The organism is Pseudomonas reinekei, assembly GCF_001945365.1.
Classification (GTDB): Bacteria; Pseudomonadota; Gammaproteobacteria; order Pseudomonadales; family Pseudomonadaceae; genus Aquipseudomonas; species Aquipseudomonas reinekei.
In genome coordinates, this window is the sequence record NZ_MSTQ01000003.1 from 297332 (window position 1) to 321002 (window position 23671).

A 23671-nucleotide genomic window follows, 5' to 3' on the forward strand; every position below is an offset into this window, starting at 1 on the left:
ACACGCCGCAATCTTATCAGCGACTGGCCTGGAATGCCTTCAGCCCCTTCAGCGCTTGTGCGCGGACGGCGTTGCGCACCACGGGGGTCCAGCCCAGCAGCAAGCCCTTGACGCCCAGGGCCTGACGCGACCACTTCCACAAATCAAAACGGTCATGGTGCTCGCAGATCTTGCCGTCACGGAAAACGAAACGCGCCTGGATGTCGTTGATCACCGTGTTGCCGGTCTGGCTGAACAGATAGGTCGCCACCCAATGAGCGCCACCGGCGCGCTCGTCAGCGCGGACGTTATCGAAGGTCAGGGAGAAATCCTTGGCCCGGGTGGTAAGCATTCGCCACATGTCGCCAGCATCACGGCCACGGAGTTCGCCGAACGCAGGATCACTGAACACCACATCCTCGGTATAGCAGGCCGCCATGGCTTCGGCATCGAGGCGCTGGAAGGCTTGATAGAACCGGGTGATCAAGGCGCTGTGGTCTTCATTCATGGGCAGACTCCCTGTGACGCAAAATGGCTTCGAAAGATTGCCTGCACGATAGTCTGCAATCGAACGAAACACTATCGGCATTCGCGAGCCGAATACCGACAGTGTGCAGGGTTCAGAGCTTTTCACTTTCTACCTGAACGTAGAGCGCACGCCCGGCACCGAGCCCGGCGATGATCGCACCGAGGCCGATCACCCCGAAGATCCAGCCCACAGCCGTCCAGCCGCCGGTCCAGTCATGCACGATACCCACCGCGAACGGCCCCATGGATGCCAGCGTGTAACCGAAGCCTTGGGCCATGCTCGACAGGTTCGCCGCCACATGGGCGTCCCGCGAGCGCAATACGATCAAGGTCAACGCCAGGCTGAACGTTGCGCCCTGCCCCAGCCCAAGCACAATCGCCCAGCCCCACAAGCCTTCGATCGGTGCATACAGGCAGCCGAACAAACCGCCAAGCGTCAGCGCCATGACGATCACGATGGCCAGGCGCTGATCCTTGCCTCGTGTGGCCAGCCATGGTGCGGCCAGAGAACTGACCAGTTGCACGATCACTGAACCGGACAGCACCAGACCGGCCTGGGTCGGCGTCAGGCCGCGACCGATGAGGATCGACGGCAACCAGCCGAACACAATGTAGGCCAGCGACGACTGCAGGCCCATGTACAAGGTCACTTGCCAGGCTAGCGGGTCGCGCAGCAAACCTCGAACGCGGTAGGCGACATGGTGCGCGCCGTGCTTTTGCCGCACTTGCGGCATCCAGAACAGCGCAGCGACCAGCGCTGGAAACACCCAGAAGCCAAGACCCATGGCCCAGCTCTTGTCGAAATGCTCGCTCAACGGCACGGTCGCCCCCGCCGCCATCGCCGCCCCCAGACACAGGGCCATGGTGTAGACACCGGTCATGGTGCCGGCCTGTTTCGGGAAGTCACGCTTGACGATGCCCGGCAGCAAGACGCCGATCACGCCGATGCTGGCACCGGCCAACACGCTGCCGGCAAACAAACCGATTTCGCCAAAGGCGCTGCGCAGGATGATCCCGCCAGAAAGGGTCAGCAAAATGCCCAGCACCACCCGCTCGGCACCGAAACGACGCGCCAGCAGCGGCGCCAACGGCGCGAACAGGCCGAGGCAAAGCACCGGCAGTGTTGTCAGCAAACCGGCCTCGGACGCCGACAGACCGAGGGACTTCGACACTTCGCTGAGCATCGGCGCCATGCTCGACAACGCCGGTCGCAGGTTCAGCGCCACCAGAATCAAGCCCAGCAGCAACAACCATGGCCGACGCAGGACCGGATGAGTTTGCTGGACCTGCTCGTCATCGGTCTCGGCATCGATCAACAGCTGTTCGAGCTCTGCCGTGCGTCTGGTTTCAGCGATGTGGCTGTACTGGCTGGACATGGTGTTCTCGGTTTCAAGGTTCATTGATCAACTGCCTCGACAGGGCTTTGGCCCGCTCCGGGTCGCGTTGTTCGACGGCATCGAGCAGTGCGATGTGCAGGTCAAACACCTCCTGGCGTCGGGGCGTGATGTTCAGGCAGTGACGTAACTGCGCGCCGACGACGCTGGAGAAGTAGCGATACAACTCGCTGAGCGTCGGGTTGTGCGCGGCGTCCACCAAGCGGCGGTGGAACACCAGGTCGCAGGCGATATAAGTGTCGAGGTCGCCGTGATAGTGGCTGCCACTGACGCCCAGTGCTTCGCGCAGCGCTACCAAATCCTCGTCGGTACGGCGCAATGCGGCCAAGCCGATGGCCTCGACTTCGAGGATGTGCCGGGTTTCGCGCGCCTGCTCCCGCGAACAACTGGACAACGCCTTCAAGGTATCCAGCGGATCAACCACCGCGCGCAAATAACTGCCGTCACCCTGACGGATTTCAATCAACCCGGAAAACGCCAACACGCGCATGGCTTCACGCACGGTGTTGCGGCTGATGCCCAGTTCGGCCGAAAGCTCGGGCTCGGTGGGCAAGCGCTGGCCCACCGTCCACACGCCTTGGGTGATGCGCTGGCGCAACTGGTCCAGGGCCTGATCGACCAGGGACCGTTTAACTAATGGAGAAATTTCTGACATAGAACTCGCCCTTTCATCCAATCATAGGATGAATTTTCTGACATGGTAGTCAGCTTCATGTAGGACGGCAACCACCTACCGTCATAAGGCAGGAAATGGAGCGGGATTTTCGATTAGTCAAAATTACCCTTTAAGGGTAATTTCAGGGACAGGGTTTTGGTTTCTTATGGAAAAGAACACACCCCATTACGAGCTGGCGGTGGTGAAGCAAGAGGTCATCAGGCTGGGCGCCAAAGCCTTTACCGGTAGCGCGATGAGCTCGGGCAAGGGCATGGGGTTAAACCTCAAACATATGCAGCAAGCCATCTGCTCGCTGGATCGCCGGATGTTCTACAAGTCCATGACTTGCTACACCAGCCACCGAAACTGGCAGGACGTTTACCACATTGGATTTCACGATTTGGAGTTGTACATAAAAATCACCTACTGCCCCAACGGCGGTCCTCCCGTGATCTCTTTCAAGGAGAAGAATCTATGAATGCACGGCAATGCATGAGCTGTGGTACTCAAGAGGCGATGCAACATTTCGAACGTCGCAGTTTGACTGTCGACTACAAGAACGTTTCACGTTGGGTGCACGACATTGCAGGTTGGGAATGCAAAGCCTGTGGCGAGATCATTTTCGATAACGATACTGACAGCGCCGAACGATATTCCGACGCTGGCGATAAATTGCTCGAAGAGTGCTTCCAGGTGATGGGCGCCGAGATGAAACGCATCCGCCGCAAATTGCACCTCACGCAAAAAGAAGCAGTGAAATTGCTATCAGGTGGAGGTCACAACGCTTTTTCCCGCTACGAACGCGGCGAGCTTCCACCGCCTCAACCCTTGTTCAATCTTATGCGCCTGCTGGATCGTCACCCTCACCTGCTCGCCGAAATACACGCGATCAACGATGGCACTGACTTGCGGCGGTTGCTGGCCGCGCACTTCCCGGAACAGGAAACAGCACAGGCGTGATGACAAAAACCCAGGTAAAAATAAACCCGGAACTCAGTCCGGGTTTATTTCACTGCCAAGCGTCGATCAATGCAAAATCTGGCTCAAGAACAGCTTGGTCCGATCATTTTGCGGGTTGTCGAAGAAGTCGTTCGGCGCAGCCTGTTCGACGATTTCGCCCTTGTCCATGAAGATCACGCGGTTGGCCACGGTGCGGGCGAAGCCCATTTCGTGGGTCACGCAGAGCATGGTCATGCCGTCTTCGGCCAGGCCGATCATGGTGTCCAGTACCTCTTTCACCATTTCCGGGTCGAGGGCGGACGTCGGTTCGTCGAACAGCATGATTTTCGGCTTCATGCACAGTGCCCGGGCGATCGCCACACGCTGTTGCTGACCGCCGGACAGTTGCCCCGGGTACTTGTGCGCCTGCTCCGGAATGCGTACGCGCTCCAGGTAGTGCATGGCGATTTCCTCGGCCTTGCGCTTGGGCATCTTGCGTACCCACATCGGCGCCAGGGTGCAGTTCTGCAAGATGGTCAGGTGCGGGAACAGGTTGAAGTGCTGGAACACCATGCCGACTTCGCGACGGATCGCTTCGATCTGCTTGAGGTCGTTGGTCAGTTCCACGCCGTCGACCACGATACGACCCTGCTGGTGTTCTTCCAGACGATTGAGGCAGCGGATGGTGGTGGACTTGCCGGAACCCGACGGCCCGCACAGAACGATGCGCTCGCCCTGCTTGACGTTGAGGTTGATGTCCTTGAGTACGTGAAACTGGCCGTACCACTTGTTCACGCCCTGCATCTGAATAATGCCTTCAGGGCTTACAGGCTGTTTGATTGCTTCGCTCATCACAAAACTTCCTAAATTGGGTAGCGCCTTAGCGCTTGTGGCCAGTGTCGAGCTTGCGTTCCAGATGCATGGAATAGCGCGACATACCAAAACAGAAAATCCAGAACACCAGGGCCGCGAACACGTAGCCTTCTGTGGCCATGCCCAGCCACTTCGGATCGGCAGCCGCTTGCTTGACGCTGTTCAGCAGGTCGAACAAACCGATGATGATCACCAGACTGGTGTCCTTGAACAGTGCAATGAACGTGTTGACGATACCGGGGATCACCAGCTTCAGGGCTTGCGGCAGAATCACCAGGCCCATGCTGCGCCAATAACCCAGGCCCATCGCCGCGGCCGCTTCGTACTGACCTTTAGGGATCGCTTGCAGACCGCCGCGAACCACCTCGGCCACATAGGCCGACTGGAACAGAATCACGCCGATCAGTGCCCGCAGCAGTTTGTCGAAGTTCATGCCTTCAGGCAGGAACAACGGCAACATCACCGAGGACATGAACAACACCGTGATCAACGGCACGCCGCGCCAGAATTCGATGAAGGTCACGCAGACCACGCGAATCGCCGGCATGTTCGAACGACGGCCCAGTGCCAGGACAATCCCCAGCGGCAACGCACCGGCGATACCGACGGTAGCGATTACCAGGGTCAGCATCAGGCCGCCCCACTGGCTGGTCGCCACTTGGGGCAGGCCGAAAACGCCACCGTGCAGAAGGCACCAGGAAATGATCGGGTACAGCACCAGGAAGCTCAGGCCGTACACCGCTTTACGCGGGAAGCGCGAGATGAACAACGGTGCCACGCCGATGACCGCCAGCCACACGGTCAGGTCCACGCGCCAGCGCATTTCCGGCGGATAGTAGCCGTACATGAACTGACCGAAACGCTGCTGGATGAACACCCAGCAGGCGCCCTCCTTGGTGCAGTCGGCCTGGCTGGTGCCGACCCAGTTGGCGTCGATGATCGCCCACTGCAGGATCGGCGGAACCACCAGGTAGATCAGGTAGAACGCGAACAGGGTCAACAGGGTGTTGAGCCAACTGGAGAACATGTTCGCGCGCATCCACGCCACCACGCCGATGCTGCTGCTCGGTGGAGGCATGTCAGGTTTGAAAGTATGAGTACTCATGCGCTTTTCCTTACCGCTCGATCAGCGCAATGCGCTTGTTGTACCAGTTCATCAGCAGGGAAATGCTGATACTGATCGCCAGGTACACGCTCATGGTGATGGCAATCACCTCGATCGCCTGACCGGTCTGGTTCAGCACCGTGCCGGCAAACAGCGACACCATCTCCGGATAACCGATACCGGCCGCCAGCGAGGAGTTCTTCGCCAGGTTCAGGTATTGGCTGGTTAGCGGTGGAATGATCACGCGCAGGGCTTGCGGGATGATCACCTTGCGCAGGGTCGGACCGTTACGCAGGCCGAGGGAATGCGCCGCCTCGGTCTGGCCGTGGCTGACCGACTTGATGCCCGAGCGCACGATCTCGGCGATGAACGCCGCGGTGTACACGGTCAGGGCGAGGGTCAAGGCCAGCAGTTCCGGGATCAGCACCCAGCCACCGACAAAGTTGAAGCCCTTGAGCTCCGGCTTCTCCCAGTGCACCGGTGCGCCGAAAATCAGCGCGCACAGTGTCGGGATCACCAGGAACAACGCCAGGCCGACCCAGAACTTGTGGAACGGCACACCGGTGGCTTCGAAGCGCTTGTTGGCCCAGCGGCACATCAGCACGATGGCAACGATGGCCACCACGACGCTGGTTACAAACGCCCAGAAACCGTCGGCCATCAGCGCAGCCGGCATGTTCAGGCCACGGCTGCTGACGAAGAAGGTGTCGCCGAAGTTATGGCTGTTGCGCGGCCCTGGCATGGTCAGGAATACCGCGAAGTACCAGAACAGGATCTGCAGCAGCGGCGGAATGTTACGGAAGACTTCCACATACACCGTCGCCACTTTGGCGATGATCCAGTTCTTCGACAGCCGCGCCACACCGACGATGAAACCGAGGATCGTCGCCAGGATCACGCCGATGAAGGTCACCAGCAGGGTGTTGAGCAGACCGATGACAAACACCCGGGCATAGCTGTCCGCTTCGGTGTAGTCGATCAGATGTTGAGCGATGCCGAAACCGGCACTGCGCTCCAGAAAGTCGAAACCGGAGGTAATGCCCCGGTGCTGAAGGTTGGTTTGCGTGTTGTCGAACAGAAACCAGCCCAGCGAGACCACCCCGATAATCGTGATGATCTGGAATACCCACGCACGCACTCGTGGATCGCTGAGGCTGAGCCTCTGCTTTGGTGCGCCGATTGAATTTTGCATGAAGTGCCCCGGAAATAATGGAACAGAACATCACCCGGCGGTTGGCCCACCGGGTGATAGAACCATCAGCGCACTGGTGGTGCGTATTGAATGCCGCCAGCGTTCCACAAGGCGTTCAGCCCGCGGTCGATTTCCAGCGGAGTGTTCTTGCCGAGGTTTTTCTCGAACACTTCACCGTAGTTGCCGACTTGCTTGACGATCTGTACGACCCAGTCTTTCTTCACTTTCAGGTCTTTGCCGTATTCACCGTCGGTACCCAGCAGACGAGCAACGTCCGGGTTCTTGGTGGCCTTGGCTTCAGCTTCGACGTTTTTCGAAGTGATACCGGCTTCTTCGGCGTTGAGCATGGCGTAGCCAGTCCAGCGGACGATCGCCAGCCACTCATCGTCACCGTTACGTACGACCGGGCCCAGAGGTTCTTTGGAAATGGTTTCCGGCAGAACCACGTAGTCCTTCGGCGAAGCCAGCTTGCTGCGCTGGGCGAACAGCTGGGACTTGTCGGAGGTCAGCACGTCGCAACGACCGGATTCCAGCGACTTGGCGCTTTCATCGGAGGTGTCGAAAGTGATCGGGGTGTATTTCAGACCGTTGCCGCGGAAGTAGTCGGAAACGTTCAGCTCGGTGGTGGTACCGGCCTGGATGCAGATGGTCGCACCGTCCAGTTCCTTGGCGCTCTTCACGCCCAGTTTGTTGTTAACCAGGAAACCGATGCCGTCGTAGTAGGTGATGAAACCCGGGAATTTCAGACCCATGCCCGCGTCACGGGAGCTGGTCATGGTGGTGTTGCGCGACAGAATGTCAATTTCGCCGGACTGCAGCGCGGTGAAGCGCTCTTTGGCGTTCAACTGGCTGAACTTGACCTTGGTCGCGTCGCCAAAAACGGCAGCGGCTACAGCGCGGCAGTAGTCAGCGTCGATGCCGACGATTTTGCCGGTGGCATCTGGAACCGAGAAACCAGGCAGGCCATCGCTGACGCCGCACTGTACGAAACCTTTCTTCTGAACTGCATCCAGGGTCGCGCCCGCCTGAGCGAACCCACTGACGCCGAGTACTGCGGCTGCAGTCACGACGGCCAGGGTGGATTTCAACATCTTCATTCAAACCTCCAGTTTTGCTCTTGTTGTGTCGGAGCGTGAGTCCAGTCGCACCCTTTTGAGGCGTTGCTGACCCGTGTTGGCTTTTTTTAGGGTCAACCGACGTAAGGACCGTAGCCATGAGTCTAGTAGGAGAAAATCCACATAATGGACAACTCACTTCTCACCAATCGGCCGAACGGGCTGTAGCCCTTTCACGTTCGCGAAGCCCGTAGCGGCCACTGGCGAACATCCATCACCGGATTTTGTAATCCCACCACCAACCTTGCCTGATAGTGTTACCGACAGACGTGGGATTATTCATACAGACATCCCCATAGCAAAGCCCGTACCACACCGGCCGCTAAAGCGGTTAAGCGACAGGTCAATAGCAAAAGTTGTAGCCTTGCGACATCTTCGTAACTGATCAACCAGATGCGCACTGAGACTTCGCACTCAATCAGAGCGCACGCACAAAATTGGAGCAGACATGACCGAGCCCTTGATTCTTCAGCCCGTAAAAACCGCAGACGCCTGCGTGATCTGGCTGCACGGCCTGGGCGCCGACCGCTACGACTTCATGCCAGTGGCCGAAGCCCTGCAGGAAACCTTGCTGAGCACCCGATTCGTTTTACCCCAGGCACCGACCTGCGCCGTGACTATCAATGGCGGCTACGAGATGCCGAGCTGGTACGACATATTGGCCATGAGCCCGGCGCGCGCGATAAATCGCGGACAACTGGAAGCGTCGGCGGACCGGGTCATCGAATTGATCGAAGCGCAGCGAGCCACCGGAATAGACGCCTCGCGAATTTTCCTGGCAGGTTTTTCCCAAGGCGGCGCCGTGGTGTTTCACACCGCCTTCCTGAAATGGCAGGGACCACTCGGTGGCGTACTTGCCCTCTCTACTTATGCGCCGACGTTCAGTGATGAGCTGCAATTGTCCGCCAGCCAGCAGCGCACTCCGGTGCTGTGCCTGCATGGCCAGTACGACGACGTGGTACAGAACTCGATGGGCCGCAGTGCCTATGAGCATTTGAAGCACCATGGTGTCACCGTGACATGGCAGGAATACCCAATGGGCCACGAAGTGTTACCCGAAGAGATTCGCGACATCGGTGCCTGGCTTGTCGAACGCTTGCGCTGAGCACTTATCTTGCTTTTTTTGATTAAAAGAGCCCTTTGATCCATCCCACTACGCCGCGCCCGATTCTTGCATTACACTGGCCGGCGTACATTCCTTAACCAATTGATGAGATGACCGTGCTCAAAGCACTCAAAAAAATGTTCGGTAAAAGCGAGACTGAGCAACTCGCGCCAGTCCCCAGCGCTCCGTCTCACTCCCCCAGCCACCGCACCGACGGTAATCAGTCTGGCCGGACCGCCCCCGTAGCGGCACCGAAACACGAGCCGGCCATCCCGTCAGCGGCGCAAATCGTTGCCGAACACCCGCGCAACGAAACGCCCAAGCCAGCCCGGCCACGCCGTGAACCGAAGCCAAAAGCCCCGGTCATCCCCTGGAAACTCGAAGACTTTGTCGTCGAACCCCAGGAAGGCAAAACCCGCTTCCACGATTTCAAACTCGCCCCTGAACTGATGCACGCCATCCAGGACCTGGGCTTCCCGTACTGCACGCCGATCCAGGCGCAGGTGCTGGGCTTCACCCTCGCCGGCAAAGACGCCATCGGCCGCGCCCAGACCGGCACCGGCAAAACCGCCGCGTTCCTGATCTCGATCATCACCCAACTGCTGCAAACCCCACCACCGAAAGAGCGCTACATGGGTGAGCCGCGGGCTTTGATCATCGCCCCGACCCGCGAACTGGTCGTACAGATCGCCAAGGACGCCGCCGACCTGACCAAGTACACCGGTCTCAACGTCATGACGTTCGTGGGCGGCATGGACTTCGACAAGCAACTCAAGCACCTCGAAGCCCGCCACTGCGACATTCTCGTTGCCACCCCGGGCCGCCTGCTGGACTTCAACCAGCGCGGCGATGTGCACCTGGACATGGTCGAAGTGATGGTGCTCGACGAAGCCGACCGCATGCTCGATATGGGCTTTATCCCTCAAGTGCGCCAGATCATTCGTCAGACGCCGCCGAAGGCCGAGCGCCAGACGCTGCTGTTCTCCGCGACCTTCACCGAAGACGTGATGAACCTGGCCAAGCAATGGACCACCGATCCCGCGATCGTCGAAATCGAAGTCACCAACGTGGCCAGCGAAAACGTCGAGCAGCACATTTACGCGGTGGCCGGTGCCGACAAATACAATCTGCTCTACAACCTGGTCAACGACAACGGTTGGGAGCGGGTGATCGTGTTTGCCAACCGCAAGGATGAAGTGCGACGCATTGAAGAACGCCTGGTGCGCGACGGCATCAACGCCGCGCAACTGTCCGGCGACGTGCCGCAACACAAGCGCATCAAGACCCTGGAAGGCTTCCGCGAAGGCAAGATCCGCGTACTGGTCGCCACCGACGTGGCCGGTCGCGGTATTCACATCGACGGCATTAGCCATGTGATCAACTTCACCCTGCCGGAAGTCCCGGACGATTACGTGCACCGCATCGGTCGTACCGGGCGTGCCGGTGCCGATGGCGTGTCCATCAGCTTTGCCGGTGAGGACGACTCCTACCAGTTGCCGTCCATCGAAGCGCTGCTGGGCAAGAAAATCAGCTGTGAAACACCACCGACGCATCTGTTGCGGGCGGTTGAGCGCAAGCGTCCGTAACGGACAAGGTGCAGAAAGAGGCGCAGCCCGGAAACGGACTGCGCTTTTTTTTCGCCTGGGTGTTGCTCGACAAAACTAAAAGTCCATAATGGACAAATTAGTTTATATCCGCATTCGGAGCCGACCATGTCCAGTACGCCTCATGTGATCAACCAAGCCCAGGCCAGCGAACTGCTGGCGCAGGTTGATGTGCCTCAGATCCTGCGCAAACTGTTCCATGACCTGGCGACCGGGCAAGCGGTGCAACCGGCGCAGCAGCTGGTTGAGTTTCCCCAGGGTGCGGGCGACTTCATCAATTACATGGGCGTGTTGGCGCAAGACGGTGTCTATGGGGTCAAGACGTCGCCGTACATCGTGCGCGAACAGGGGCCGTTGGTGACGGCCTGGACGCTGTTGATGTCGATGCAGACGGGCCAGCCACTGCTGCTCTGCGATGCCGGTGAGCTGACCACGGCGCGCACCGCCGCGACGACCGTTGTGGCGGTCGATGCACTTGCGCCCTTGAACGCGACTCGCCTGGCGATCATCGGCAGCGGCAAGGTTGCTCAAGCGCACCTGCATTACGTGAAAAGCCTGCGCGATTGGCAGAGTATCAGCCTTTATTCGCCAAGCCTGAGCAAAGATGCGCAAACCGTGAAGTTGCTGAAAAGCATCGAGCCACGCCTGAATATCATCGACAGTCGCGAAGCCGCTATTCAGGACGCCGACGTGATCATGCTCTGCACCTCGTCTGCGGGCCCAGTGATTGACCCTTCGAGCCTGAACAAACCGGCGCTGATCACCTCGATCAGCACCAACGCCCCTCGCGCCCACGAAGTGCCGCCGCAGAGCCTCAATGACATGCAGGTGTTCTGTGACTATCGCCTGACCACCCCGGGTTCGGCCGGTGAAATGCTGATCGCCGGCGAGCAGCATGGCTGGGCCAAGAGCACGATCATGGGTGACCTGGCGGATCTGCTCAGCGACAGAGTCCAGCGCCCCGCCTACGACCGCCACGTGTTCTTCCGCTCGATCGGCCTGGGCCTGGAAGACATCGCACTGGCGAACGCAATCTACCGTCTACTACCCTAATCCCCCTGCAGGAGACCTTCATGAGCCAGGCAGATTTCATCATCATCGGCGGCGGGATCGCCGGCGCCTCCACCGGTTTCTGGCTGTCGCAGCACGGGCGCGTGGTGGTACTCGAACGTGAATCCCATCCGGCCTACCACTCCACCGGACGCTCCGCCGCGCTGTATACCGCTGCCTACGGCACCCCGCAGGTTCGTGCCTTGACCCAGGCCAGCCGCGATTTTTTCGACGCCCCGCCCAGCGGCTTCTGCGAGCACCCGCTGCTGACGCCTCGCGGCGAAATGACTGTGGATTTCACCGGTGATGCGGCCGAATTGAACACTCAATACCTGAGCGCCAAAGCGACGGTGCCGGAGATGCAATTGCTCAGCGCAGAGGAAGCCTGTGCGCGCCTGCCAATCCTGCGCCGGGAAAAAGTCCACGGCGCCATCTACGACCCGACCGCCAGCGATATCGACACCGACGCCCTGCATCAAGGCTACCTGCGGGGTATCCGCCGCAACAAAAGCGAAGTGCATACCGACTGCGAAGTACAGAGCCTCAGCCGTGACGCCGAAGGCGTCTGGCAGGTACAGACCAGCACCGGGACCTTCAGCGCGCCGATCATCATCAACGCGGCTGGCGCGTGGGCCGACAAGATTGGTGAAATGGCCGGAGCCCGGCCGTTGGGACTGCAACCCAAGCGTCGCGCAGCCTTCATCTTCGCCGGTCCCGAGGGCGTGGACATTCATCATTGGCCGATGCTGGTCAGCCTCGACGAATCGTTCTACATGAAACCCGATGCCGGGATGTTCCTCGGCTCCCCGGCCAACGCCGACCCGGTGGAACCTCACGATGTGCAGCCTGAAGAACTCGACATCGCCATGGGCATTTACCAGATCGAAGAGGCCACGACCCTGACCATCCGCCGCCCGACCCGCACCTGGGCCGGCCTGCGCAGCTTTGTCAGTGATGGTGATTTGTTGTCCGGTTTCGATCCGCAGGTGCCGGGGCTGTTCTGGGTCGCGGCACAGGGTGGCTACGGCATCCAGACCTCGCCGGCCATGGGTCAGGCCAGCGCGGCGCTGGTACGCGGTGAAGCGCTGCCCGAGCAACTCACCCGCTTCGGTCTGAGCACCAAGATGCTCTCCCCTGCCCGCCTGGGCTGACCCTCGTCCTCAGGTGACGCGCCGCCACGATTGCGGCACACTTTCAGAGCCCCGTTATTCGGGGCGCTGATGCTGCCCGGAGCCCCAACGCATGAACGCCCCCGAAATAGATCCAACCTTGATCGACACATCCCTGGATAACTTCCGGGCGATCGCCGATGCCATTGCCACGCTGTTCTTTCCTCACGCCGAGATCGTGCTGCATGACTTGCGCACGCAAAAGGTCGACTACATCGCCAACAACCTGTCGAAACGGGAAATCGGTGACGACTCGGCGCTGGAGGACATGCTCAGCGGCGACACCAGCGAACGAAACATCGGGCCGTACGAAAAGTTGAATTGGGATGGTCAGAAGATTCGTAGCCTGAGCACGGTGCTACGCGACAGCGAAGGTCACCCGTTGGCCGTGCTGTGCATCAACCTGAACATTTCGCTGTTCGAAAATGCCAAGGCCGCGCTGGACCTGTTCCTGTCGCCGAGCAAACTGATTCCGCAACCGGACTCACTGTTTCGCGATGACTGGCAGGAGCGGATCAACACGTTCCTGCATGCCTGGCTGCGCGAGCGCCAGCTGAGCCTGAATCTGCTGACCCGCGATCACAAGCGCGAACTGGTGCTGGCGTTGCACGCCGAAGGCGCGTTCAAGGGCAAAAGCGCGTCGAATTACGTGGCCAATGTGCTGAACATGGGCCGGGCGACGGTGTACAAGCATTTGAAGGAGTTGAAGGGCTGAAGACTTGCAGGGCCTGATCTGGCCCCATCGCCAGCAGGCTGGCTCCCACATGGATTTGTGGTGTAAACAAAACCTGTGGGAGCTAGCCTGCTAGCGATTGCGGACGGTCAGTCGCCGTAGATGTCGGACTTGAAATACTTGTCGGAAATCTTCTGATACTCGCCATTCGCCCGAATACCATCGATAGCGGTGTTCAGCCGGCTGACCAGTTCGTTATTACCCTTGCGCACCGCAATCCCGGCACCCTCGCCCACGTATTTAGGGTCCTTCAGTTCCGGCCCGACAAACGCATAGCCCTTGCCCCGCGGCATCGACAGGAAGTCATTCAGTGGAATGGTGTCGGCAAAAATCGCATCGAGCCGACCGGCCGCCAGGTCCATGTAGATTTCTTCGTTGTTGCCGTAACGCTTGACGTTGATGCCCTTGGGTTCGAACACCTCGGTGGCATAGCGGTCAGTGGTGGTCGCACGCTGCACGCCAATCGTCTTGCCTTTGAGGCTGGCGTACTGGTCATCCACGACCGCACCTTCCTTCATCACCAGACGCGAGGAAGTGAAGTAATACTTGTGGGTGAAATCCACCGACTTCTTGCGGTCTTCGTTGATGGTCATGGACGACAGCGCCATGTCGATTTTCTTCACCTTCAGGGAAGGAATCAGACCGTCGAACTCACCTTCGACCCACACGCACTTGACCTGCATCTGCGCGCATAGAGCATTGCCGATGTCGTAGTCGAAACCAACGATTTCACCTTTATCGGTTTTCGAGGCAAACGGCGGATACGCCGCTTCGATACCGATGCGCAGGGTTTTCTCGGCGGCAAACACGGAGCTGCACGCCAACAGGCTCAGGGCCAGACCGGTGATGAGGGGGAGTTTCTTCATGTTCGTTTTCTCGCGGTTGTTGTTGGTTTGGCAAGACAGAAGAAAAAGCTGAAGCGGGCGGAAACCTTATTTGTACTTATAATTCCATACTGGACTTTAATGTATTGATCGTCAATCGGGCAAATGCTGCCCGTGCCGGCCGATGGTCGGGTGGGGAATCATCAAGATTTTTAGTGGTGCAGATGACGCCATCGCCAGCAGGCTGGCTCCCACAAGGAGTTGCGATGTACACAACACCTGTGGGAGCCAGCCTGCTAGCGATGGCTGACTAAAGGACGCCGCAGAAATTACTGTTGCCAGCGATCCGCCGCCGCATGATCGCTGTCACGCCCTTCCACCCAGCGCGGGCCGTCGCTGGTGTTTTCTTTCTTCCAGAACGGCGCGCGGGTTTTCAGGTAGTCCATGACAAAAGCGCAGGCGTCGAATGCCGCCTGACGATGGGCGCTGGCCGCGCCGACGAAAACAATCGGCTCACCCGGCTCCAGGGCGCCGATGCGGTGCAGCACTTCCAGCTTGAGCAGCGGCCAGCGCTGTCCGGCCTCGATGGCGATCTTGCCGAGGGCCTTTTCAGTCATGCCGGGATAGTGTTCGAGGAACATCCCGGCGACGTCCAGACCGTCATTGAAGTCGCGCACGTAGCCGACAAAACTCACCACCGCACCCACGCCGACATTGGCGTCGTGCATGGCGTTGACCTCCGCACCCGGGTCGAACGGTGTGGACTGCACGCGAATGGCCATGCCTCAGCCTCCGGTCACAGTCGGAAAGAATGCCACTTCATCGCCCTCACTGACCGGCTCGTCGAGCTGACACAGGTCTTCATTGCGGGCGCACATCAGGTTTTGCTCGCTCAATACTTCGGCACCGTCACGTTGGGCCAACAGTGCGCGCACGTCGTCGACGGTGGCGAAGTTGCCTTCAACCTTCACCGAGTCCAGCCCCAGCGCTTCACGATAACGAGCGAAAAACTTCACGGTAACGTTCATGGCTGCTCCGCCTGGAAGTGACCGCTCTTGCCGCCGACTTTCTCCAGCAGTCGCACGCTTTCGATGGTCATGCCACGGTCCACGGCCTTGCACATGTCATAGATCGTCAGCGCGGCGACGCTGGCAGCGGTCAGGGCTTCCATCTCGACACCGGTCTGCCCGGACAACTTGCAGCGCGCAACAATGCGCACGCTGTCGTCGCCTTCGGCACTGAGTTCGACTTTCACACCCGTGAGCATCAGCGGGTGGCACAGCGGAATCAGATCACTGGTTTTCTTCGCCGCCTGAATGCCGGCAATGCGCGCCACGGCAAAGACATCACCCTTGGGGTGACCGCCGCTGACGATCATCTGCAGGGTTTCGGGCAGCATGCGCACCAGCGCTTGGGCCGTCGCCTCACGGAACGTCACGGCTTTTTCGGTGACGTCGACCATGTTGGCGCGACCTTGGGAATCGAGATGAGTCAGCACGGGGTTACTCCTGATCAGGAGCGTCGATTGTAAACCTGTGGGTCAATTTTCCGCACCCTTGATTATCGGGTCAACACATAACCCTGTGGGAGCGAGCTCCCACAGGGTTATGTGGTGGGCATAAAAAACGGGCGGCCTTTTGAGCCGCCCGGTTTTGTCTGAGGCAATTACAGATGCGATTCGGCGTATTCGGCCAGGATCGACCGTGGCACCCCTTGCAGGGTGATGTGCACCCCGTTCGGGAAGTCCTTGAAGCGTTCAGTGAGGTAGGTCAGCCCGGAGCTGGTCGCGGACAGGTAAGGGGTGTCGATCTGCGCCAGGTTGCCCAGGCACACCACTTTGGAACCGGCGCCCGCACGGGTGATGATGGTTTTCATCTGGTGCGGCGTGAGGTTCTGGCATTCGTCGATCAGGATCAGACTTTGCTGGAAGCTGCGGCCTCGAATGTAGTTGAGGGATTTGAACTGCAACGGCACTTTGCTGAGGATGTAGTCGACGCTGCCATGGGTGCTTTCGTCATCCATGTGCAGGGCTTCGAGGTTGTCGGTGATGGCGCCCAGCCAAGGCTCCATTTTTTCCGCTTCGGTGCCAGGCAGGAAACCGATCTCCTGGTCCAGTCCCTGCACGCTGCGGGTGGCGATGATCCGGCGATAGCGCTTGCTGACCATAGTCTGCTCAATCGCCGCGGCCAGGGCCAGAATGGTCTTACCGGAACCGGCGGCACCGGACAGGTTGACCAGATGGATATCCGGATCAAGCAAGGCGTACAGCGCCAGGCTCTGATAGATGTCCCTCGGCTTGAGGCCCCAGGCTTCCTGGTGCAGCAATGGCTCCTGATGCAGATCCAGAATCAGCAGCTTGTCTTCCTCGATCTCCTTGATCCAGCCTACAAAACCTTGCTCATCGATAATGAATTCGTTGATGTGCACGGCCGGCAGGTTGTCGATCAGTTGCACTTGATGCCAGGTGCGACCGTGGTCCTGACGGGTTTCGACCTTGCTCACACGGTCCCAGAAGGAGCCGGTCATGTTGTGGTAACCGTTGGGTAGCAACGAGACGTCGTCAACCAGCTGGTCGGTGCTGTAGTCCTCGGCAGCGATCCCGCACGCCCGGGCCTTGAGGCGCATGTTGATGTCTTTGGTCACCAGCACCACGGGCAATTTTGGATCGCGCGCGTGCAGGTCGATCAATTGGTTGATGATGATGTTGTCGTTCAGGTGCTCGGGCAGAATGATGTTCGGCTCGGCACGCTTGCTCATCAGAATTGACAGCAAACCTTTCGGTCCGCCCTTGCCCCGCTGGATTGGAACACCCTGCTCAACGTCCTCGGGTGAGGCATCGCCCAGGGTCTTGTCGATCAGCCGGATGGCCTGACGGCATTCGGCGGCAACGCTGTGATGACCGCTTTTGAGCTTGTCCAGCTCTTCCAGCACGGTCATCGGGATGGCGACGTGGTGTTCTTCGAAATTGAGCAGTGCGTTTGGATCGTGAATCAATACGTTGGTATCGAGTACATAAAGGATTGGCTGGTTGGAAGAAGAGCTACGTCCGTGATCATCCATACTCGGTCACCTTTGTGGGAGCCAGTCGACGCAATACCTTGGCGGTGCTGCGCCTCGAAGGGCCGCCGAATCTCACCTGCGGAGACTCAAGTGACTGCATACAAACGGAGTCTTGGGAGACGCCACCTGTGTTGCAGGTTTCGGCGGTCTGTCTTCGTAATACTCCAAAACACATGACAGAAAAAAGCACTTTGACGCTTTTTTGAAGTTTATTTTGCAGATTGACCAATAGCACTTGGCGGACTGCCATCACCCGTTTAAAGTCGGAGATCAACCTGCACCGAATCCCCTCTAAAAATCGCCCTTTGCCCAATGTTTACGGGCTTTTGTCGTTTTCAGCGAAACCCGCTCTGACAGTCCTCCCAACCGATCCCGCTTTGCGACGTTTGCGTCATCAGCCAAGGCAGCGCCGTTTTCACGCCATCCTGCTTCACATTGAAATCGATCACACCATGACGCCACAGCAGCATCAGGGTCAGTACCCGTTGCGCGCTCTGACTGGCCTTGAGTTTGCCGGCGCCGTCTTGTGCATCGATATCCCATAGCGCCACCTGCAAGCCCTGGGCCTTGAAGAAACCTTCGGCATCGGAGCGACGCTGGCCATCGGGCGGGCGAAACAGCGGCACATAGTTTTCCGGCAGCTTGCTCTTGATCAGCTCGACGCTGCGCCGCACTGAATCCTGCCAGTCCTGCCAGTGGCTGTGGGAACGAAATTCCCAGCCTTGCACACCCACACACTGGGCCGAGTAAGTTGACTGCAGGCTGGCCACCGAGCGCTCCGTCAGGCGCGCCTGGATGTCCTTGCCGAGAACGAAGAACGTGCCGCTCATGTTTGCCTTGCGCAGGAACTCGCTGACCCAGGCCGTGTTATCCGGTAGCGCATTCGCGGCACTGTCGAAAGTCAGCAGAAAAAGCCGGTCATGCATCGCCTCGCCGTTGCGCTCATAGTCGCCAAAACGATCGATTTCACTGCTGGTCTGCGGGAACAGCGCAGCCTTGCGCAGTTGCTCGTCCAGGTATTGGCTATGGAACAGGCGGCTCGGTTCGGCCCAGCGGATGTAATAGCTGTCTTCGCTGACCTGGAATTTGCCGGCCTGTTCACGCAGGCTCGGCATGTCCTCAACCAGAAAACAGAAGGACGCATCCTGATCGCAGCTCTGTTGGGCGAAGTTGTAGTTGGCCAGCAAGCGTTGCCACAGGCGTTGGCGAACCCGGTTGATCGACTCCATGTTGATCGTGCGCAGCCCCAGGCGCTGGGCCAGCGCGGGCTCATCCAGGGATTCGCTGGCCAGCAGCACACGGGCGAACATGAGGATTTCCGCGCGCGAGGCGACATCGAACAGCGTCGGGTTGCTGAGTTGTTCCGGCCAGGTGCTGCGATCGAGCGTCGCCATGTCGCCCGGTGCCGCCATGACACCGAAGCTCAAAAGCCAGGCCGATAATAGAAAAACGATGCGCAATGGGATGTCTCCATAACAAAACCCGCGCGGCACTATAGCTGATCCACACTCAACTCCCGCAGCAACACTGGGCATCTGTGAGAACGAGCCTGCTCGCGAAGACGGCAGCACATCCAACATCAACGATGCCTGATACACCGCTTTCGCGAGCAAGCTCGCTCCCACAGGGTTTTAAGCGAGGCCACCAGTCATCACCTATGGACGCGATAGCTGGAGTCATCGGGAACAACCCCCTAGAATCGCCGCCACGATTAAAGGAGACGACTTCATGCTGATGGTGATTTCCCCCGCCAAGACCCTCGATTACGAAACACCGCCGGCGACGCAGCGCTTCACCCAGCCGCAGTATCTGGATCACTCCCAGGAACTGATCATGCAGTTGCGCGACCTGACGCCGGCGCAGATCAGCGAGTTGATGCACGTCTCCGACAAAATCGGCGGCCTCAACGCAGCCCGCTTCGGCAGCTGGACGCCCGCCTTCACCCCGGAGAACGCCAAGCAGGCATTGCTGGCCTTCAAGGGTGACGTGTACACCGGGCTGAATGCGCAAACCTTCAGCGAGGCTGACTTCGATTACGCCCAGCAACACCTGCGCATGCTGTCAGGCCTGTACGGCCTGCTGCGTCCGCTGGACCTGATGCAACCATATCGTCTGGAAATGGGCACCAAACTGGCCAATGCCCGCGGCAAGGACCTGTATGCCTTCTGGGGTACGCGGATCAGTGAATGGCTGAACGAAGCCCTGGCCGATCAGGGTGATGACGTGCTGCTCAACCTCGCGTCCAACGAGTATTTCTCGGCGGTCAAACGCAACGCCCTGAACGCGCGCATCATCAATACCGAGTTCAAGGACCTCAAGAACGGTCAGTACAAGATCATCAGCTTTTACGCGAAAAAGGCCCGGGGCATGATGAGCCGCTTCGTTATAGAAGAACGCATCAACGACCCGGCTGCGCTCAAGGGATTTGATGTGCAGGGCTATCGCTACAGTGCCGAACAGTCGAAACCGGACAGTCTGGTGTTCCTGCGCGATCACGCACCAGAGTGATGCAACTGCGCTGCGCATGGGGGATAAAACCCTCCTGCGCGGCTCATTGATCGTCCGACAATCCCCCTCCAAATCGCCAGCCTGTTGACGCCAAAAAACCACCGTTCATTTTGCTAACTTTAGTTTCACTCGACTTCAATCATTTTTTTGCGTAGTGGCACTGACTTTTTTTAACAGTAGTGGCACAAAAATATCCCCTCCGATGATCCGCCTATATATAAAGGGCGAAACGGCAAGTGCTATCAAAATGAAAGCAGTGCCATCTTTCTCAATATTTCAAAAAATTTCAGATTTGGCGATGGGTGGACCGGAACTATGTCCAAATGCACCGCTCATACCACCGGTAACGATTTTCGCCGAGGTTGTACGAGATAACTTACGCAGAGAAGTGATTCATGTAGCAAAGTTGCAATACAAACTTGAGCTAACTAATCCCTGATTTGGACAACATCGAACGGACAGGAGATAACGCGTTAATACTATCCCCTACAAGGCCATGGCCGCGCCCCTATAAACGTGCTCTCCCGAGCACCCAACCGCTTGATCCACGGGCCTTACGCCTGACATCAAGCGTGCAGAAACCCGTGCACGAACATTCCCTGAACAGGGGATTGGCTGCATAACAGGGCAAGTCATAACAACAAGGCCTAGTTGCGCACACCTTGAGTGCACTTATTTAGACACTCGGAACTTATATGCCAGCCACACGGCAATGTCGCGCCTGTAAGCCGCACTTCCGAGTGCACTATGACCGCTGAACACCATTAACTCCGGCCATGTAATGGCTTGATAAAACACAGAGGTAATTGCGATGCGCATCAGCATATTTGGTTTGGGTTACGTTGGCGCAGTCTGTGCCGGTTGCCTGTCTGCACGGGGCCATGACGTCGTTGGCGTCGATGTTGCCAAAGACAAGATCGATATGATCAACGCCGGCAAGTCGCCCATCGTTGAACCAGGCCTGGGTGAACTTCTGGCCCAAGGTATCCAGACCGGTCGCCTGCGTGGTACCACCAACTTCGCCGAGGCGATTCGCGACACCGACCTGTCGATGATCTGCGTCGGTACGCCGAGCAAGAAGAACGGTGACCTGGAACTGAACTACATCGAAGCGGTGTGCCGCGAAATCGGTTTTGTCCTGCGTGACAAATCCACTCGCCACACCATCGTCGTTCGCAGCACCGTGCTGCCGGGTACGGTCGCAAACGTTGTCATCCCGATTCTCGAAGATTGCTCCGGCAAGAAGGCCGGCGTCGATTTCGGCGTTGCCGTAAACCCTGAGTTCCTGCGCGAAAGCACCGCCATCGCCGACTACGACCAGCCGCCAATGACCGTGATCGGTGAATTCGACAAGGCATCGGGCGACGTTCTGCAATCGCTGTACGAAGAACTCGACGCGCCGATCATCCGCAAGGACATCGCCGTTGCCGAAATGATCAAGTACACCTGCAACGTCTGGCATGCCACCAAGGTGACCTTCGCCAACGAGATCGGCAACATCGCCAAGGCGGTCGGCGTCGACGGCCGTGAAGTGATGGACGTGGTCTGCCAGGACAAGACCCTGAACCTGTCCCAGTACTACATGCGCCCAGGCTTCGCATTCGGTGGCTCCTGCCTGCCCAAAGACGTGCGCGCCCTGACCTACCGCGCAGGCTCCCTGGACGTGGAAGCACCGCTGCTCAACTCGCTGATGCGCAGTAACGAATCCCAAGTGCAGAACGCCTTCGACATCGTCGAAAGCCACGACAAACGCAAAGTCGCCCTGCTGGGCCTGAGCTTCAAGGCAGGTACCGACGACCTGCGCGAGAGCCCGCTGGTGGATCTGGCGGAAATGCTGATCGGTAAAGGCTTCGACCTGAAGATCTACGACAGTAACGTTGAATACGCCCGTGTCCACGGCGCGAACAAGGATTACATCGAGTCGAAGATCCCCCACGTTTCATCGCTGCTCAACGCTGACTTCGACGACGTGATCAACAACTCCGACGTGATCATCCTCGGCAACCGTGACGAAAAATTCCGTGCCCTGGTGCAGAACGTTCCTCACGGCAAGCAAGTGATCGACCTGGTCGGCTTCATGTCCAAGGCCACCAGCGTATCGGGCCGGACTGAAGGCATCTGCTGGTAACCGGCGGGTTGTAAGCGCTTCGCGCTGATCGCCAGCAAGCCGGCTCCTACAAGATCACCGCAACACTGTAGGAGCTGGCTTGTCGGGTCGCCGCATCGCAGCGATGGCGTCATCCCAGACGCCACAACCTTCGGCATTTACGCCTGCCTTAACCCCATCGGGCCACCCCACAGGCTCGCCCGAGATCGAGACGGATGCAGATTATGCACAGGCTAAAGCACGGCCTACTCCAGGCCGCCGGTTGGCTGTTTTATCTAAGTTTACTGATGGGCATCGCCTTGGCGTTGCCTGTGTCCACGTTCGACTCCGAGTCGAAGGACTTCATTTTCCTGATCGGTATCGTCGGCATCTGGCGTTACTCGATGGGTGCCACGCACTTTGTGCGCGGCATGCTGTTTCTGTACGTGGTCTACCCGCACCTGCGGCGCAAAGTGCGCAAGCTGGGCAAAGCGGCGGACCCGTCCCACGTGTTCCTGATGGTCACCAGTTTCCGGATCGATGCGCTGACCACCGCGCAGGTCTACAGCTCAGTGATCCGCGAAGCCATCGACTGTGGCCTGCCGACCACTGTGGTCTGCTCCATCGTGGAAATGTCCGATGAGCTGCTGGTGAAAAGCCTGTGGAAGCGGATGAACCCGCCACCGCACGTGAAACTCGACTTCGTGCGCATTCCCGGCACCGGCAAACGCGACGGCCTGGCCTACGGTTTCCGCGCCATCTCCCGTCACCTGCCAGATGACCGCGCCGTGGTCGCCGTGATCGACGGCGACACCGTGCTGGGCGAAGGCACCGTGCGCAAGACTGTGCCGTGGTTCCAACTGTTCGGCAACGTCGGTGGCCTGACCACCAACGAGTTCTGCGAGGTACGCGGCGGCTACATCATGAGCGAATGGCACAAGCTGCGTTTCGCCCAGCGTCACATCAACATGTGCTCGATGGCCCTGTCCAAGCGCGTGCTGACCATGACCGGACGCATGTCGGTATTTCGCGCCACCGTGGTGACCAACCCGGAGTTCATCGCCGACGTGGAAAGCGACTCGCTGCAGCACTGGCGCCTGGGCCGCTTCAAGTTCCTGACCGGCGACGACAAATCGAGTTGGTTCAGCCTGATGCGCCTGGGTTACGACACGTTCTACGTGCCTGATGCCGCGATCAACACCGTCGAGCATCCACCGGAAAAGAGCTTCATCAAGGCCAGTCGCAAACTGATGTTCCGCTGGTACGGCAACAACCTGCGGCAGAACTCGCGTGCACTGGGCCTGGGCGTCAAACGCCTTGGCGCCTTCACGTCGGTGGTGCTGTTCGATCAGCGCGTGTCGATGTGGACTTCGCTGCTGGGCCTGACCGTCGCGATCATCGCCAGCCTCAAGTACGGCACCGCGTTCATCCTGGTGTACCTGCTGTGGATCGGCATCACCCGCCTGATCCTGACCCTGCTGCTGTCCTGCTCCGGTCACCGGATCGGCCCGGCCTACCCGGCGATTCTCTATTACAACCAGATCGTCGGTGCGCTGGTGAAAATCTACGTGTTCTTCCGCCTCGACCAACAGTCCTGGACACGCCAGCCCACTTCCCTGACCCGTGATCTCGCCAGCTTTCAACGTTGGTTCAACACCTGGTCGTCTCGGACCATGACCTTCTCCGCCGGCAGCATTTTTGTCGCCGTGCTGCTGATGATGGTCTGACCGCCCCCTTATTGAATTAACAAGG

The 23671-nt window shown here is 58.8% G+C and carries 23 protein-coding genes; 10 read left to right on the top strand and 13 right to left on the bottom strand.

Going from position 1 to position 23671, the window contains the following annotated elements; genetic code table 11:
• Positions 1-16 precede the first annotated feature (16 nt).
• The 3 genes from BVK86_RS06080 to BVK86_RS06090 all read right to left on the bottom strand — a co-directional run bounded on the left by BVK86_RS06080 (position 17) and on the right by BVK86_RS06090 (position 2556).
• Entirely contained in the window at positions 17-487 is a 471-nt protein-coding gene (locus BVK86_RS06080) for a nuclear transport factor 2 family protein (RefSeq protein ID WP_075945569.1), read from the bottom strand.
• 112 nt (positions 488-599) lie between these two features.
• On the bottom strand, positions 600-1907 hold the full coding sequence (locus BVK86_RS06085; RefSeq protein ID WP_075945570.1) for a CynX/NimT family MFS transporter: 1308 nt from the start codon (positions 1905-1907) through the stop codon (positions 600-602).
• Complete coding sequence (locus BVK86_RS06090; protein ID WP_075945571.1) at positions 1897-2556, bottom strand: FadR/GntR family transcriptional regulator; 660 nt, start codon at positions 2554-2556, stop codon at positions 1897-1899. The genes BVK86_RS06085 and BVK86_RS06090 overlap by 11 nt, the downstream gene beginning before the upstream one ends.
• Before the next feature lie 166 nt (positions 2557-2722).
• Between BVK86_RS06090 and BVK86_RS06095 the strand changes: the two genes are divergently transcribed.
• Together BVK86_RS06095 and BVK86_RS06100 are read left to right on the top strand one after the other, a co-directional pair.
• The gene (locus BVK86_RS06095) at positions 2723-3034 is read left to right on the top strand and encodes a type II toxin-antitoxin system MqsR family toxin (protein WP_075945572.1); all 312 of its coding nucleotides are present in this window, start codon (positions 2723-2725) and stop codon (positions 3032-3034) included.
• Positions 3031-3516, top strand: a complete 486-nt coding sequence (locus BVK86_RS06100; protein ID WP_075945573.1) for a type II toxin-antitoxin system MqsA family antitoxin — start codon at positions 3031-3033, stop codon at positions 3514-3516. The genes BVK86_RS06095 and BVK86_RS06100 overlap by 4 nt, the downstream gene beginning before the upstream one ends.
• A gap of 66 nt (positions 3517-3582) precedes the next feature.
• Here BVK86_RS06100 and BVK86_RS06105 read toward each other — a convergent pair whose 3' ends face one another.
• The 4 genes from BVK86_RS06105 to BVK86_RS06120 all read right to left on the bottom strand — a co-directional run bounded on the left by BVK86_RS06105 (position 3583) and on the right by BVK86_RS06120 (position 7762).
• Positions 3583-4347 (bottom strand): amino acid ABC transporter ATP-binding protein, encoded by a 765-nt coding sequence (locus tag BVK86_RS06105; RefSeq protein ID WP_003178331.1) that lies wholly within the window; start codon positions 4345-4347, stop codon positions 3583-3585.
• Positions 4348-4375: 28 nt separating this feature from the next.
• The gene (locus BVK86_RS06110; protein WP_075945574.1) at positions 4376-5473 is read right to left on the bottom strand and encodes an amino acid ABC transporter permease; all 1098 of its coding nucleotides are present in this window, start codon (positions 5471-5473) and stop codon (positions 4376-4378) included.
• A gap of 10 nt (positions 5474-5483) precedes the next feature.
• Positions 5484-6665: an amino acid ABC transporter permease gene (locus BVK86_RS06115; protein WP_075945575.1), complete on the bottom strand. Its 1182-nt coding sequence runs from the start codon at positions 6663-6665 to the stop codon at positions 5484-5486.
• 65 nt (positions 6666-6730) lie between these two features.
• Positions 6731-7762 (bottom strand): amino acid ABC transporter substrate-binding protein, encoded by a 1032-nt coding sequence (locus BVK86_RS06120; RefSeq protein ID WP_075945576.1) that lies wholly within the window; start codon positions 7760-7762, stop codon positions 6731-6733.
• 466 nt (positions 7763-8228) lie between these two features.
• On the opposite strand from BVK86_RS06120, the gene BVK86_RS06125 reads away from it, so the two are divergent.
• From BVK86_RS06125 to BVK86_RS06145, 5 genes are all read left to right on the top strand, one after another.
• A complete protein-coding gene (locus BVK86_RS06125) occupies positions 8229-8885 on the top strand; it encodes an alpha/beta hydrolase (RefSeq protein ID WP_075945577.1) in 657 nt (218 codons plus the stop codon).
• A gap of 110 nt (positions 8886-8995) precedes the next feature.
• Positions 8996-10471, top strand: a complete 1476-nt coding sequence (gene rhlB, locus BVK86_RS06130) for an ATP-dependent RNA helicase RhlB (protein ID WP_075945578.1) — start codon at positions 8996-8998, stop codon at positions 10469-10471.
• A gap of 126 nt (positions 10472-10597) precedes the next feature.
• Positions 10598-11542, top strand: coding sequence for an ornithine cyclodeaminase family protein (locus BVK86_RS06135; RefSeq protein WP_075945579.1), 945 nt, complete (start codon positions 10598-10600; stop codon positions 11540-11542).
• A gap of 20 nt (positions 11543-11562) precedes the next feature.
• Positions 11563-12690: an NAD(P)/FAD-dependent oxidoreductase gene (locus BVK86_RS06140; RefSeq protein WP_075945580.1), complete on the top strand. Its 1128-nt coding sequence runs from the start codon at positions 11563-11565 to the stop codon at positions 12688-12690.
• A gap of 91 nt (positions 12691-12781) precedes the next feature.
• Positions 12782-13423, top strand: a complete 642-nt coding sequence (locus tag BVK86_RS06145; protein WP_075945581.1) for a helix-turn-helix transcriptional regulator — start codon at positions 12782-12784, stop codon at positions 13421-13423.
• A gap of 107 nt (positions 13424-13530) precedes the next feature.
• Here the strand turns inward: BVK86_RS06145 and BVK86_RS06150 are convergent, their stop codons facing one another.
• The 6 genes from BVK86_RS06150 to BVK86_RS06175 form a co-directional block, all read right to left on the bottom strand.
• The gene (locus tag BVK86_RS06150; RefSeq protein WP_075945582.1) at positions 13531-14307 is read right to left on the bottom strand and encodes an ABC transporter substrate-binding protein; all 777 of its coding nucleotides are present in this window, start codon (positions 14305-14307) and stop codon (positions 13531-13533) included.
• Positions 14308-14594: 287 nt separating this feature from the next.
• The gene (gene moaE, locus BVK86_RS06155) at positions 14595-15047 is read right to left on the bottom strand and encodes a molybdopterin synthase catalytic subunit MoaE (protein WP_075945583.1); all 453 of its coding nucleotides are present in this window, start codon (positions 15045-15047) and stop codon (positions 14595-14597) included.
• Between the two features lie 3 nt (positions 15048-15050).
• Positions 15051-15293 carry a molybdopterin converting factor subunit 1 gene (gene moaD / locus BVK86_RS06160; protein WP_075945584.1) on the bottom strand — a complete coding sequence of 81 codons (243 nt, stop codon included), beginning with the start codon at positions 15291-15293 and terminating at the stop codon, positions 15051-15053.
• The gene (gene moaC, locus BVK86_RS06165) at positions 15290-15763 is read right to left on the bottom strand and encodes a cyclic pyranopterin monophosphate synthase MoaC (protein ID WP_007972660.1); all 474 of its coding nucleotides are present in this window, start codon (positions 15761-15763) and stop codon (positions 15290-15292) included. The genes moaD and moaC overlap by 4 nt, the downstream gene beginning before the upstream one ends.
• 167 nt (positions 15764-15930) lie before the next feature.
• Positions 15931-17325, bottom strand: a complete 1395-nt coding sequence (locus BVK86_RS06170) for a PhoH family protein (protein WP_075945585.1) — start codon at positions 17323-17325, stop codon at positions 15931-15933.
• A gap of 335 nt (positions 17326-17660) precedes the next feature.
• Positions 17661-18785 carry a polysaccharide deacetylase family protein gene (locus BVK86_RS06175; protein ID WP_075945586.1) on the bottom strand — a complete coding sequence of 375 codons (1125 nt, stop codon included), beginning with the start codon at positions 18783-18785 and terminating at the stop codon, positions 17661-17663.
• A 268-nt stretch (positions 18786-19053) separates the two neighbouring features.
• Between BVK86_RS06175 and yaaA the strand changes: the two genes are divergently transcribed.
• The 3 genes from yaaA (at position 19054) to alg8 (ending at position 23646) form a co-directional block, all read left to right on the top strand.
• Entirely contained in the window at positions 19054-19833 is a 780-nt protein-coding gene (gene yaaA / locus BVK86_RS06180; protein WP_075945587.1) for a peroxide stress protein YaaA, read from the top strand.
• Positions 19834-20644: 811 nt separating this feature from the next.
• On the top strand, positions 20645-21961 hold the full coding sequence (locus tag BVK86_RS06185; protein ID WP_075945588.1) for a nucleotide sugar dehydrogenase: 1317 nt from the start codon (positions 20645-20647) through the stop codon (positions 21959-21961).
• A gap of 203 nt (positions 21962-22164) precedes the next feature.
• Complete coding sequence (gene alg8, locus BVK86_RS06190) at positions 22165-23646, top strand: mannuronan synthase (protein ID WP_408002944.1); 1482 nt, start codon at positions 22165-22167, stop codon at positions 23644-23646.
• Positions 23647-23671: the final 25 nt, after the last annotated feature.

Bases quoted from the DNA above. Each gene is read 5' to 3' on its own strand.
- BVK86_RS06080 (WP_075945569.1), bottom strand. From the start codon at position 487: ATGAATGAAGACCACAGCGCCTTGATCACCCGGTTCTATCAAGCCTTC.
- BVK86_RS06085 (WP_075945570.1), bottom strand. From the start codon at position 1,907: ATGAACCTTGAAACCGAGAACACCATGTCCAGCCAGTACAGCCACATC.
- BVK86_RS06090 (WP_075945571.1), bottom strand. From the start codon at position 2,556: ATGTCAGAAATTTCTCCATTAGTTAAACGGTCCCTGGTCGATCAGGCC.
- BVK86_RS06095 (WP_075945572.1), top strand. From the start codon at position 2,723: ATGGAAAAGAACACACCCCATTACGAGCTGGCGGTGGTGAAGCAAGAG.
- BVK86_RS06100 (WP_075945573.1), top strand. From the start codon at position 3,031: ATGAATGCACGGCAATGCATGAGCTGTGGTACTCAAGAGGCGATGCAA.
- BVK86_RS06105 (WP_003178331.1), bottom strand. From the start codon at position 4,347: ATGAGCGAAGCAATCAAACAGCCTGTAAGCCCTGAAGGCATTATTCAG.
- BVK86_RS06110 (WP_075945574.1), bottom strand. From the start codon at position 5,473: ATGAGTACTCATACTTTCAAACCTGACATGCCTCCACCGAGCAGCAGC.
- BVK86_RS06115 (WP_075945575.1), bottom strand. From the start codon at position 6,665: ATGCAAAATTCAATCGGCGCACCAAAGCAGAGGCTCAGCCTCAGCGAT.
- BVK86_RS06120 (WP_075945576.1), bottom strand. From the start codon at position 7,762: ATGAAGATGTTGAAATCCACCCTGGCCGTCGTGACTGCAGCCGCAGTA.
- BVK86_RS06125 (WP_075945577.1), top strand. From the start codon at position 8,229: ATGACCGAGCCCTTGATTCTTCAGCCCGTAAAAACCGCAGACGCCTGC.
- rhlB (WP_075945578.1), top strand. From the start codon at position 8,996: ATGACCGTGCTCAAAGCACTCAAAAAAATGTTCGGTAAAAGCGAGACT.
- BVK86_RS06135 (WP_075945579.1), top strand. From the start codon at position 10,598: ATGTCCAGTACGCCTCATGTGATCAACCAAGCCCAGGCCAGCGAACTG.
- BVK86_RS06140 (WP_075945580.1), top strand. From the start codon at position 11,563: ATGAGCCAGGCAGATTTCATCATCATCGGCGGCGGGATCGCCGGCGCC.
- BVK86_RS06145 (WP_075945581.1), top strand. From the start codon at position 12,782: ATGAACGCCCCCGAAATAGATCCAACCTTGATCGACACATCCCTGGAT.
- BVK86_RS06150 (WP_075945582.1), bottom strand. From the start codon at position 14,307: ATGAAGAAACTCCCCCTCATCACCGGTCTGGCCCTGAGCCTGTTGGCG.
- moaE (WP_075945583.1), bottom strand. From the start codon at position 15,047: ATGGCCATTCGCGTGCAGTCCACACCGTTCGACCCGGGTGCGGAGGTC.
- moaD (WP_075945584.1), bottom strand. From the start codon at position 15,293: ATGAACGTTACCGTGAAGTTTTTCGCTCGTTATCGTGAAGCGCTGGGG.
- BVK86_RS06170 (WP_075945585.1), bottom strand. From the start codon at position 17,325: ATGGATGATCACGGACGTAGCTCTTCTTCCAACCAGCCAATCCTTTAT.
- yaaA (WP_075945587.1), top strand. From the start codon at position 19,054: ATGCTGATGGTGATTTCCCCCGCCAAGACCCTCGATTACGAAACACCG.
- BVK86_RS06185 (WP_075945588.1), top strand. From the start codon at position 20,645: ATGCGCATCAGCATATTTGGTTTGGGTTACGTTGGCGCAGTCTGTGCC.
- alg8 (WP_408002944.1), top strand. From the start codon at position 22,165: ATGCACAGGCTAAAGCACGGCCTACTCCAGGCCGCCGGTTGGCTGTTT.